The sequence below is a fragment of the Allobosea sp. TAB14 genome (assembly GCF_052113865.1).
GTDB classification, from domain to species: Bacteria; Pseudomonadota; Alphaproteobacteria; order Rhizobiales; family Beijerinckiaceae; genus Allobosea; species Allobosea spartocytisi.
The window spans coordinates 1-11,948 of record NZ_JBFRDQ010000128.1 but is presented as its reverse complement, the minus strand read 5'-3'; the positions used below and the strand labels follow the sequence as shown (position 1 = coordinate 11,948).

Here is an 11,948-nt window from a genome sequence, read left to right as displayed (position 1 = left end):
GGCGCGACCCGCATCCCCAACGTCCAGACCAACAAGGCCGACATCATCATCTCGACGCTGTCGGTCACGCCCGAGCGCGCCAAGGTCATCGACTTCTCAAAACCCTATGCCGCGCTGCAATCGGTGGTGGGCTGCCTGAAATCGGTCGAGGCCAAGAGCTGGGACGATCTGAAGGGCAAGACCATCGCCGTCTCGCGCGGCACCACGCAGGACACGACGCTGACCAACATGAAGGAGCGCGACCTCAAGCTCGCCCGCTACGAGGACGATGCGACGATGGTCACGGCGGCTGTCTCCGGCCAGGCCGATTGCGTCGCGAGCTCGGCGACGATCGTCTCGCAGATCGGCGTCAAGGCCCCGGCGCGCCCCTTCGAGCCCAAGGTCTCGATCACCAATTTCGACCTCGCCATCGGTGTGAAGAAGGGCGAGCCGAAGCTGATCGAGAAGCTCGACGCCTGGGTCGAGCAGAACCTCAAGAACRGCAAGCTCAACGCGATCTACAAGAAGTTCCACGGCACCGACCTGCCCGCGAACATGCGCGGCTGATCCCTACCGAGCCGGCGCTCGCCATGGGCGCCGGCCCTTCGCTCCAACCACCACAGGATATCCCATGCGCCTCGTCATCGGCTCCGACCATGCCGGCTGGTCCCTCAAGCAGCACGTCATCGACCACATCACATCGCTGGGCCACGAGGTCGTCGATGTCGGCTCCCACGACGACCAGCCGGTCGATTTCCCCGACATCGCMCGCGAGGTSGCSCGCAAGGTCACGTCCGGCGAGGCCGASCGCGGCATCATGGTCTGCGGCACCGGCGTCGGCGCCTCGATCGCCGCCAACAAGATGAAGGGCATCCGCGCCGCCGTCTGCCACGACATCCATTCCGCCCATCAGAGCGTCGAGCATGACGACGTCAACGTGATGTGCATCGGCGCCAAGATCGTCGGCCCCTGGCTCGCCAGCGATCTGATCTCGTCCTACCTCGCCGCCGAATTCTCGACCGACACGGATTTCCGCCGCCGGGTCGAGAAGCTCCACCAGATGGATGCCGAAGGCTGAGACCCGGATCCGAGGGCGAAACGATCCCGGTTTCCGGCTCCGTGAACAGCGATCCAGCGGCGCGGGCCGCCGACATCGGCGTCCTTCCCTTGCGGCGGGGCTCGGGGCCGGCCCGCCTGCGCCGGATCCGGCCGGATCGCTCCGGGCCGAGCCCGATCGACCCGAAAAAGCCGCCGGGCTGCCACGTTTCATTCAAATACCGTTCAGCCTGATGGGCACAGCCTCGTTTACGGCGATCTTTCGCGGGAGGCCCCCATGTCACTATGGCGCATCGTTTGCGGCCTGTTTTTCGCAGCCGCTCTGCTGGGCGGCCCGCCCGCGCACGCGCAGTCATCGGAAAAGCGAATCGCGCTGGTCATCGGCAACGGCGCCTATCCGGACGGCGCGCTGGCGACGCCCGCCAACGATGCCGGCCTGATCGCGCAGACGCTGCAGGCCGCCGGCTTCGATGTGGTCGGCGCCCGCGACCTCGACACCGCGACCCTGCGCTCCTCCCTGCGCGAGTTCCTCGACAAGGCAGCGGCATCGGGCCCCGATACCGTCGCCTTCGTCTACTATGCCGGCCACGGGCTTCAGTTCGAGGGCGAGAACTATCTCGTTCCCGTCGATGCCCGCATCGCACGCGACGCCGACGTGCCGCTCGCCGCCATCCGCCTGACCGATCTCGTCAGGCCGCTGGCGACGCTGCCGCTGAAGGCGCGGATCGTCGTGCTCGATGCCGCGCGCGCCAATCCGTTCGCCCGCTCGGGCCAGCCGCTGGCGGGGGGCCTCGCGCTGATGCAGCCCGACCCCGGCTCGCTGATCGCCTTCAATGCCGCGCCCGGCACGATCGCCCCCGAAGGCAAGGACTACAGCGCCTACGCCACGGCGCTCTCGGAGATGATCAAGCAGGGCGGCCTGCCGCTCGACGATCTGTTCGAGCGCGTGCGCCTGCGCACCAGCGAACTGACGGGCGGCGCCGAGGTGCCCTGGCAGGCCTCGAAGGTGCAGGTGCCTTTCCTGTTCTTCGAGCGCACCAGCGCCGCTCCGCCGGACCAGAACCGCTTCGTCGAGCTTCGCGACAAGCCGATCCGGGGTTTCGACGCGCGCGACGCCTATCTCGCCGCGCTGACCCGCGACACCATGCGCGGCTATCAGGACTTCCTGGCCGCCTATCCGGGCGATCCGCTGGCGAAGCGCGTGCGCGCCATCCTGGCCGCCCGGCGCGAGGCCATCGTCTGGCGCGAAAGCGCCGTCGCCGACACCCCGGAGGCCTACTGGTCCTATCTCGGGCGCTATCCGCGCGGCCCCCATGCCGGCGACGCGCGTCGCCGGCTGGCCCATTTCGCCGTCGCCTACGAGCCTCCGGCAGCTTTTGCCGCGCTCTCCTACGACGTGCCTCCACCCCCGCCCGACGAGATCGTCTATGTCGAGCGGCCGGTCGTCTATTTCGCCGATCCCGTCTACGAGCTGCCGCCCCCGCCACCGGTGCCGGTCGTCTTCCTGCCGCCGCAGCCCGTCTTCTATGTCGATCTGGCGCCACCGCCGCCGCCTGTCGCCGAGTTCGTGCTGCCGATCCCGATCTATCATCCGGTGCCGCCATGGGTGGAACGCCCGGCCTATGTCGTCCCGCCGCCCGTCAATGTCGTCAACGTCAACATCCACAACACCGTGGTGGTGAACCCCGCCTCGCAGAGCGTGGTGGTAACGAGCCCGCAGGGCCAGTCCTTGCCGCCCTTGCCGCCGGCGGTGACGGCCGGCGCCCCGGCAGCGGCGCCGCCGGCAGGGGGACCGGCGCCGGCTCCCGCCTCGGGCCTCCAGCAAATGATCCAGGCGCATCCGGTCGCTTCCGCCGCGATCGCGGCAACCGCCGCCGCGCTGCCAGCCGCCGCCCTGTTGCGCGCCCGGCAACAGCAGGCGCAGCCTCCGCACGCCGCGGCGCCGGCCGCGACGGGGCCCCAGCCCGGTGCGCCGCAGGGCTCGCCCGCCACCATCGGCCAGCCACGTCCCGGCCAGCCACCCGCTGGCGGCCCCGCGCCTTCGGCCGCGGCTCCCGCCGGTGCAAAGCCTTTGCTGGCGCCGGGTGCCTTGCCCGCCGCTCCCGGCAACACGGCCCCGGCGCAGCATCTCGCCACACCGCCGCAGACGCCTCAGACGGGTCGCCCCGGCGCGCCGCCGGTTGCGACGGCCCCGCAGACCGCGCCCTCGCAGGCTCCGGCCGGCGCGAAGCCTCTGCCCGCGCCGGGTGCCTTGCCCGCCGCCCCCGGCAATACGGCCCCGGCGCAGCATCTCGCCGCACCGCCGCAGACGCCCCAGACGGGGCGCCCGGGCAGGCCGCCGCTTGCGACAGCCCCGCGAACCGCGCCCCAGCCTGCCCAGATTCCGCAGGCGAATGCGGCCGACGCAGCGCAGCGTGCGGCGGCGCAGCAGGCCGAGCGCCAACGCGCCCAGCAGGCCGCCACCGTCCAAGCGCAGCAACAGCGCGCGGCGCAAGCTGCCCAGCAAAGGGCGATGCAAGCGCAGCAGCAACAGCGTGCCGCACAGGCGCAGCAACAGCAGCGGGCCATGCAAGCCCAGCAGCAGGCTCAGCAAAGAGCCGCCGCGCAGGCCTCGCAGCTTCAGCAGCAGCGCGCGGCGCAAGCGGCTCAGCAAAGGGCGATGCAAGCTCAGCAGCAACAGCAACAGCGTGCTGCGCAGGCCGCCCAGCAGCGGGCCGCGCAAATGCAGCAGCAAGCTGCGATGCAGGCCCAGCAACGCGCCCAGATGATGGCCCGGCCGCGGGCACCGCAGCCTGCCCATGGTCCGCAGCCCCAGCACCGGCCGCCTTGCGAGCCCGGCAAGCCGCAATGCCGGTGAGGGGCGCCGGGTCCCGAAATCGATGCGCGGCGGCCCTCGCCGCGCAGAATCCGAGGGAACCATCAAATCTTGGTGCTCCCGACACGGAATGTCGGAAGCATCATCCGCGATACGGATCACTCCGGATAACGCATCACAGCAGCCATTCGGGATTTCCCATCGATATCAAGGGACAAGCCGGTCGAACAGGAGAGCCCCCGCGCCGCTCGCGCCGGCAGGACGGTTGGCACGGAACCTGCCCTACGCGCTGCAACCCGTGACGTGCGAGGTGCGGCGCCCTTGCTTCGGCGAGCGACGATCCTTGCCCCGTATCGGCCACGAAACCGTATCGAGTCAGACGAGCGCATTTTCAAGCGAGGCGGACACCGGTTCGCGTGAAGAAAATGCGAGAAAACAAAGAGGTAGAGCAATTCGGCGGCGCTTGAAAACGCGGAATTCCTCTAGCCCCCAGCATCATGGGCAGTCGCAGGTTCGGGAATGAACATACTCAAGGTCGTGCAAGAGATCGTGGCAGGACAGATCAGCCGCGATCCCGCGGAGATCACTGAAAAGACCAGCCTCGAAGAGGCCGGATACGATTCTCTCGACGTGCTCGAAACGATCTTCGCAATCGAAGAGCGCTTCAAGATCCGCGTCCCCTTTGATGCCAACGACCCCAGGGTCAAGGAACTGAAGACGGTCGGAGACATCGCCCGCATCGTCGAGTCGGCGCTGGGCGAGAAAGCGCCGGCGTGACACGGAGACGCGTTGCGATCACCGGCCTCGGCGCGATTTCGCCGGCCGGGCCGACCATGCCGACGACCTGGGAACGCATCGTGGCCGGGGACAGTGCCATCGGGCCGCTGGTGCTGCCGCAGATGGACGAGCTTCCCTGCCCGATCGCCGCACAGATCCATGACTTCGACCCCGACGCCCATTTCACAGCGAAGCGGTTGGGGTCACTCGACCGGATGTCCCAGTTCGCCGTCGTGGCGGCGCGCGAAGCGGTCGCCGATGCGGGGCTGGAGCCGGACGACGCGACGCTCGCCCAGGCGGATGTCGTCGTCGGTGTCAGCGTCGGCGGCATGACCACGCTGGACGACAGCTTCCAGCGCCTTTACCGCGAGCAGCGGCGCTCGGTTCACCCGCTCACGATTCCGAAGCTGATGGCCAACGCACCGGCGAGCCAGATCTCGATGGATCTCGGCCTGCACGGCAACACCTTCGCCGTGGCGAGCGCCTGCGCATCGGGAACGCATGCCATCGGCCTGGCCTATCGCGCCGTCCTGCATGGGGATTGCGACATCGCGATCACGGGCGGCTCGGAGGCTTCGATCACGCCCGGCACGATGACCGGCTGGAGCGCGCTGCGCATTCTGTCGCGCGACACCTGCCGCCCGTTCTCGCGCAACCGCAGCGGGCTGGTGCTCGGCGAAGGCAGCGCCATCCTCGTCCTCGAGGAATGGGAGCATGCCATCGCCCGCAAGGCACGCATCTATGCCGAGCTTGTCGGCTTCGGGGCCAATGCCGATGCCGGCGACCTGACCTCCCCCGATCAAGCGGGGGCGGAAGGGGCTATGCGGCGCGCACTGGCGAGCGCTGGGCTCAATCCGACGGCCATCGACTACATCAACGCGCATGGCACCGGCACGCTGATCAACGACGTCGTCGAAAGCCGGGCCATCCGCGCGGTCTTTCCGAACGGGAAGCCGCCCCCGGTCTCCTCGATCAAGGGCGTTCTCGGCCATTGCCTGGGCGCGGCCGGGGCGTTCGAGGCGCTGGCCACGGCGCTCGCGCTGCACCACCAGATCGTTCCCCCGACGGCCAATTGCTCGGAGCCCGACGCGGAATGCGGGCTCGACGTCGTCCCGGAGGGCGCGCGGCAGGCGGTGCTGCGCCATGCGCTGTCGAATTCCTTCGCCTTCGGCGGCCTCAACGCGGTGCTGGCGTTCGGCCGCGGCGCGTGAACGCCCAAGCGGCGGCGGGCTAATCCTTGACCGGCCCGCACCAGCCGGCGAGGTAGCTGGCTTCCTGGCCCTTGGCCAGTTTCAGCGCCTTCTTGAGCGCCTTCTCGAAATCCGCATCGACGAGCTTGCGCCCTATGCGTCTGCGCAGGAAATCCGCCCAGAGGAACTCGGAGTAAGGGGTGACGTCCTTGGCGAAGCCCCCGAAGCGGCGCAATTCGCCGGCAAGGGAACGATAGGGATCGTCCTCGAGCTTCTCGATGCGCTTCGGCATCAATTCGATGCTGCGGCGGCGGCCTTCGCTGTCATAGGGGTGAGCCCAGTTCCGGTGCTCGCAGACGACCCAGAAGGCCGCCGTCGAGAGCCATGAGACATCGGCGACGATGTTGACGAAAACCTGCTTCTGACCCTCGTCGTGCAGGGCCCGGACGAGATGATGGTGATCGATGATATAGAGGCGCGCCTTGGGCCCCTTGATCGCCGGGATCATGTGGCTGCCGAGGAACCCCTCGGCGCGGCCTCCCTCCCGCTCCCGCCAGCTCTGGCGCTTGGCCTCGACCTCACGGAGGCCCACGGTCATCTGCGTGGGGCGAAGATCGGCGATCGGAACGGAATGGAGGACGGGTTCCCGCAGTGACATGACCTTGCTCCAAAGCCGCCGCGGCAACATTCTCGACGGATCTGCCGCAATGTCGAGAGCCAAGCCGGCACGCCAGCCGCACTGGCACGATTCCTGATAGGGCGACGCCGGATCACTCGATGGGAACGACTGAAAGGCATGGTGCCCACTCTGCGCATCCTCATCGTCGACGCGAACCAGGTCAGGGCCGCCATCATCGAGGAAGGCCTGCGGGAAGCGGGCTACCAGCACCTGATCCGCATCGCCGCRACGACGGGACTGGTCGCCGCCATCGAGGCCCATGATCCCGACGTCGTGGTGATCGACCTCGAGGATCCCAGCCGCGACGCGCTGGCCGACATGTTCCTCGTCAGCCGGCATATCCGCCGGCCGATCACCATGTTCGTCGACCAGTCGGATTCCGCCTCGATCGAGGCCGCGGTCGAGGCCGGCGTCTCCGCCTATATCGTCGACGGGCTGAAGAAGGAGCGGATGCAGCCGATCCTCCAGACCTGCATCAGCCGCTTCAATGCCTTCCGCAGGCTGCGCGAGGAGCTCGACGAGGCCCGCTCGCAGTTGGAGGACCGCAAGACGATCGACCGCGCCAAGGCCATCGTCATGCGGCTGAAGGGCCTCTCCGAGGAAGAGGCCTACGCGCTGATGCGCCGGACCGCGATGAACGAGAAGCGCAAGCTCGTCGATATCGCCCGCTCCCTCATTACCGCCGCGGAGATGCTCAAATGACGACGCTGCACCTGCGTGTCGGCTTCATGCCGCTGGTCGATTGCGCGCTGGTCGTGCTGGCGAAGGACGAGGGCTTCGCCGAGGCCGAAGGGCTCAATCTCGAACTGGTGCGGGAGGTCTCCTGGTCGAATCTGCGCGACAAGCTGAATGTGCGCCTGTTCGACGCCGCCCATATGCTCGGCCCGGCCGCCATTGCCGCAACGCTGGGCATCGGCGGGGTCAAGGCCCCTATGGCGGTGCCGATGGCGCTCAATCGCGACGGCGCCGCGATCACGGTCTCGGTTCGGCGCTTCGAGGAATTGTCGCGCCTGGCCGAGGGCGATATGGCCGATACGGCCGTCTCGGCCCGCGCCCTCGCGGCCATGGTCGCGCGCCGCAAGGCCGCCGGGCTGCCGCCGTTGACGCTGGCCGCCGTCTTCGGCTTCTCGATGCATATCTACCTGCTTTGCGAATGGCTGGAGAAGGGCGGGCTCAGGCTCGGCGAGGATATCCGCTTCGAGGTCGTCCCGCCGCCCCAGACCGTCGAGGCCCTCGCCAGCGGACGGATCGACGGCTTCTGCGCCGGCGCGCCCTGGAATTCGGCGGCCGTGGCGGCCGGCGTCGGCGCGATGGTGCATGCCAGCGTCGACCTGCGGCGCGACTGCCACGACAAGGTCCTGGCCTGGCGCGCCGACGACGTGCACAGGCGCCCGGCCGCCGTTGCGAAGCTCGGCGCTGCGATCCTCAAGGCCAGCGCCTGGGCCTGCCGGCCCGAGAACTTCGCCCGCATGGCGCATCACCTCTCGGCCCCGGACCGGCTCGCGCTGCCCGCCCCGCTGATCGAGCGCATCCTGCATGGCGAGCTGATCCAGGGCGCCGAACGGCCGCCCAGGCTGATCGAGCGCTTCATCCGCTTCGACCAGGAGGCGCTGCGGCCCGCTTTCGACGATGCCGATTGGGTCCTGGCCGGGATGGAACGCGCCGGCCAGATCGTCGCGACGCCGCAGATGCGGGAGATCGCCGCCGGCGTCTTCCTCCCCGCCTCATTTGAAGGCATTCTTTCCGCAAGCAAAGTTTCGCCTAAAAAATAGGCCCTTGCGCTTCCATTGTGCGATGCCGCAAGGCAATTGCGCCGGCCGCCGGCACCATCCCCATTCGCAAACTGTTGCAATTCCAGGCCGGCCCCATGGCGGAACGGTTGGCACGATCCTTGATACGTCTGCCGTGACGCGGCCAACGCTGCCCGCGCCACCCCCGATCCGGAAGACACAGCAACGTCGCTGTCGAAATGCGCCTGGCAAGGCGTTTTTCGCGCGGCGTTTTTCGCGTTCGGGGCCAGCTCCAGGGCAAGCGGTTTTCAGCAACCGAGAGGCGATCGATGACGCAGAGCTCCAAGACTAGGATCGGGATGACCGCATTTGCGCCGGCAGGTGCCAGCCGCCGCCGCTTTCTGCAACTGTCCGGCACGGCCGCGCTGCTGGCGGCGGCGAAGGCCGCCCTGCCGTCGGGCGCTTTCGCGCAAGGGACTGGGCCCGAAGTCAAGGGCACGCGCCTCGGCTACATCGCCCTGACCGACGCCTCGCCGCTGATCATCGCGAAGGAGAAGGGCCTCTTCGCCAAATACGGCCTGCCCGATATGGACATCGCCAAGCAGGCCTCCTGGGGTGCGACGCGCGACAACATGGCGCTCGGCTTCAAGGCGAACGGCATCGATGGGGCGCACATCCTCTCGCCCAAGCCGTATCTCTACACCACCGGCAAGGTCATGCAGAACAGCCAGCCGCTGCCGATGTACACGCTGATGCGGCTGAACGAGGACTGTCAGGGCCTGTCGGTCTCCAACGAATACAAGGAACTGCCGGTCGGAACCGATTCCTCCCCGCTGAAGGAGGCCTTCGCCAAGAAGCGCGCGGCCGGCAAGGAGGTGAAGGTCGCCATGACCTTCCCTGGCGGCACGCACGACCTGTGGATCCGCTATTGGCTCGCCGCCGGCGGCATTGACCCCGACAACGACCTCGCGACCATCGTCGTGCCGCCGGCCCAGATGGTGGCGAACATGAAGGTCGGCACCATGGACTGCTTCTGCGTCGGCGAGCCGTGGAACGAGCAGCTCGTCAACCAGGACATCGGCTTCACCGCCGCCACCACGGGYGAGATCTGGTTCAAGCATCCCGAAAAGGCGCTGGGTATGCGTGCCGACTTCGTCGACGCCAATCCCAAGGCCACGCAGGCCATCATGCTGGCCACGATGGAAGCCCAGATCTGGTGCGAGAAGATGGAGAACAAGCAGGAGATGGCCGAGATCATCGGCCGTCGCCAATGGTTCAACGTTCCGGTGCCGGACATCATCGGCCGCATCAAGGGCGACATCAATTACGGCCGCGGCAAGGTCGCCAAGGGCACGAACCTGCTGATGAAGTTCTGGGGCGAAGGCGGCTCGGTCTCCTATCCCTGGAAGAGCCTCGATACCTGGTTCGTCACCGAGAACATCCGCTGGGGCAAGTTCGAGGCGAACACTGACATCAAGGCGCTGGTCAACAAGGTCAATCGCTCCGATCTCTGGCTGGAGGCCGCCAAGACGCTCGGCGTCGCAGGCGCCCCGACCTCGGATTCGCGTGGCGTCGAGACCTTCTTCGACGGCATGAAGTTCGATCCTGCGGCGCCGATGGACTACCTCAAGGCGCTGAAGATCAAGCGGATCGCCTGACGCATGGCCGAGCCGCTGATCATCGTCGGCAATGGCATGGCTGCGACGCGGCTGGTTGACGAGCTCAGCCAGCACGCGCTCGGGCGCTATTCCATCGCGGTGATCGGGGACGAGCCGCGCCTCGCCTATAACCGCGTCCTGCTCTCGCCGCTGCTGGCTGGCGAGATCGGCGAGCCGGAGATCGAGCTCAAGCCGGCCCCCTGGTGGCGGGCGCGCGGCATCTCGACCTTCTACGGCCGGCCGGCGCAGACCATCGACCGCGACGCGCGGAGGGTGACCCTCAGTGACGGGCTGACGCTGCCCTATGGCAAGCTCGTGCTCGCGACCGGCTCGACGCCGCTCAGGCCGCCCTTCCCCGGCAGCGATCTCGCCGGCGTCGCGACCTTCCGCGACACCGCCGATGTCGGCACGATGCGGGCCTATGCCGAGCGCGGCGCCCGAATCGTGGTCATCGGCGGCGGGTTGCTGGGACTGGAAGCCGCCTATGGCCTTTCCCGAGCGGGCGGTGCGGTGACGCTGCTGCATCTCGTCGACCGCCTGATGGAACGCCAGCTCGACCATGAGGGCGCAGGATTGCTTGCGGCAGCGATGGCCGCGCGCGGCATTGATGTGCGGCTGGGCGCCGAGACGAAAGGTTTCGTGGGCCGCGACCATGTCGAGGCTGTCATGCTGACCGACGGCACCGAGATTCCCGCCGACCTCGTGGTCATCGCCATCGGCGTGCGCCCGAATACCGGCCTCGCGCGGGCTGCTGGCTTGAGCGTCGGGCGCGGCATCCTGGTCGATGACGGGCTCGCCACCGACGATCCCGCCATCTTCGCCATCGGCGAATGCGCCGAGCATCGCGGCCTCGCCTATGGGCTGGTCGAGCCGGCCTATGAACAGGCGCGCGTGCTGGCCGCCCGGCTCGCGGGGCGGGAGGGCGCCTATCAGGGCTCGCTGCTCGCGACCAATCTCAAGGTCTCCGGCGTCGGCGTCTTCTCCGCCGGTGAGTTCGAAGCCGGCGACGGCGCCGAGACCATCGTGCTGCGCGATCCCAGCGCCGGCATCTATCGCAAATTCGTGCTACGAGACGGACGCCTCGCCGGCTGCGTGCTCGTCGGCGACACGCAAGGCGCGCTGTTCTATCTCGGGCTGATCCGCTCGGGCCAGGACATCAGCGCGATCCGCGCCGACCTGCCCTTCGGCGAGAGCTACTGCGTCAGGGAAGCCGCCTGATGCGCCATGACGCCCCCCTCGCCCCGGCCGCGACGCGCACGACCTGTCCCTATTGCGGGGTCGGCTGCGGCGTGCTGGCGACGCCGGACGGGCTCGGCGGAGCCGCAATCGCGGGCGATGCGGATCACCCGGCCAATCGGGGGCGGCTCTGCTCGAAGGGTTCCGCACTCGGCGAGACGCTGGGACTGGGCAGCCGGGTGCTGCATCCGCTGAAGCGCAACGCCGCCGGGAGCTATGACGGGATCGGCTGGGACGCGGCGCTCGACGCCGTCGCCAACGGGCTGCGGAGCATCGCCGCAGCGCAGGGGCCCGAGGCGATCGCCTTCTACCTCTCCGGCCAGCTCCTGACCGAGGACTATTACGTCGCCAACAAGCTGATGAAGGGCTTCATCGGCTCGCCCCATGTCGACACCAATTCGCGGCTGTGCATGTCCTCGACCGTCGCGGCGCAGCGCCGCGTCTTCGGCTCGGACACGGTGCCCGGCGCCTATGAGGATTTCGACGGCGCCGACCTGATCGTCCTCGTCGGCTCGAACACGGCCTGGTGTCACCCGGTCCTGTTCCGGCGGATGCAGGACAATCGTCAAGGGCGCGGCGCGCGCCTCGTCGTACTCGATCCGCGCGTCACCGCGACGGCGGAGGACGCCGACATGGTGCTGGCGCTGAGGCCTGGTTCCGACGCAGCGCTCTTCGCGGGGCTGCTTGTCCATCTCGCCGGGCGCGGCCTGGTCGACCGCAGCTATGTCGCGCGCCATGTCGCCGGCTTTGAGGAGACACTCGCCAATGCGTGCGAGATCGCCCCCGACATCGCCGCGGTTTCCGCGGCCACCGACCTGCCCACCGAGC

General features: G+C 68.4%; 11 protein-coding genes. 10 read left to right on the top strand and 1 reads right to left on the bottom strand.

Annotated elements, in window-relative coordinates; all coding sequences use genetic code 11:
• The 5 genes from AB4Y99_RS18740 to AB4Y99_RS18720 form a co-directional block, all read left to right on the top strand.
• A partial coding sequence (locus AB4Y99_RS18740) for a transporter substrate-binding domain-containing protein (RefSeq protein ID WP_441524375.1) occupies window positions 1–546 on the top strand: 546 nt, incomplete at its 5' end.
• Between the two features lie 64 nt (window positions 547–610).
• A complete protein-coding gene (gene rpiB, locus AB4Y99_RS18735; RefSeq protein ID WP_441524374.1) occupies window positions 611–1,057 on the top strand; it encodes a ribose 5-phosphate isomerase B in 447 nt (148 codons plus the stop codon).
• A 255-nt stretch (window positions 1,058–1,312) separates the two neighbouring features.
• Window positions 1,313–3,892 (top strand): caspase family protein, encoded by a 2,580-nt coding sequence (locus AB4Y99_RS18730; RefSeq protein WP_441524373.1) that lies wholly within the window; start codon window positions 1,313–1,315, stop codon window positions 3,890–3,892.
• A 477-nt stretch (window positions 3,893–4,369) separates the two neighbouring features.
• Window positions 4,370–4,627, top strand: coding sequence for an acyl carrier protein (locus tag AB4Y99_RS18725; RefSeq protein ID WP_038361573.1), 258 nt, complete (start codon window positions 4,370–4,372; stop codon window positions 4,625–4,627).
• Entirely contained in the window at window positions 4,624–5,838 is a 1,215-nt protein-coding gene (locus tag AB4Y99_RS18720; protein ID WP_441524372.1) for a beta-ketoacyl-[acyl-carrier-protein] synthase family protein, read from the top strand. Before AB4Y99_RS18725 ends, AB4Y99_RS18720 begins: the two co-directional genes overlap by 4 nt.
• Window positions 5,839–5,857: 19 nt before the next feature.
• Here the strand turns inward: AB4Y99_RS18720 and AB4Y99_RS18715 are convergent, their stop codons facing one another.
• Entirely contained in the window at window positions 5,858–6,475 is a 618-nt protein-coding gene (locus AB4Y99_RS18715) for a ParB-like protein (RefSeq protein WP_441524371.1), read from the bottom strand.
• A 138-nt stretch (window positions 6,476–6,613) separates the two neighbouring features.
• Here AB4Y99_RS18715 and AB4Y99_RS18710 point away from each other — a divergent pair, with 138 nt between their 5' ends.
• From AB4Y99_RS18710 to AB4Y99_RS18690, 5 genes are all read left to right on the top strand, one after another.
• Window positions 6,614–7,198: an ANTAR domain-containing response regulator gene (locus AB4Y99_RS18710; protein WP_038361565.1), complete on the top strand. Its 585-nt coding sequence runs from the start codon at window positions 6,614–6,616 to the stop codon at window positions 7,196–7,198.
• Window positions 7,195–8,268, top strand: coding sequence for a CmpA/NrtA family ABC transporter substrate-binding protein (locus AB4Y99_RS18705; RefSeq protein ID WP_441524370.1), 1,074 nt, complete (start codon window positions 7,195–7,197; stop codon window positions 8,266–8,268). The genes AB4Y99_RS18710 and AB4Y99_RS18705 overlap by 4 nt, the downstream gene beginning before the upstream one ends.
• A gap of 317 nt (window positions 8,269–8,585) precedes the next feature.
• Window positions 8,586–9,884 carry a CmpA/NrtA family ABC transporter substrate-binding protein gene (locus tag AB4Y99_RS18700; RefSeq protein WP_441524369.1) on the top strand — a complete coding sequence of 433 codons (1,299 nt, stop codon included), beginning with the start codon at window positions 8,586–8,588 and terminating at the stop codon, window positions 9,882–9,884.
• 3 nt (window positions 9,885–9,887) lie between these two features.
• Window positions 9,888–11,102: an NAD(P)/FAD-dependent oxidoreductase gene (locus tag AB4Y99_RS18695; protein ID WP_441524368.1), complete on the top strand. Its 1,215-nt coding sequence runs from the start codon at window positions 9,888–9,890 to the stop codon at window positions 11,100–11,102.
• A partial coding sequence (locus AB4Y99_RS18690) for a molybdopterin-dependent oxidoreductase (protein ID WP_441524367.1) occupies window positions 11,102–11,948 on the top strand: 847 nt, incomplete at its 3' end. The genes AB4Y99_RS18695 and AB4Y99_RS18690, both read left to right, overlap by 1 nt.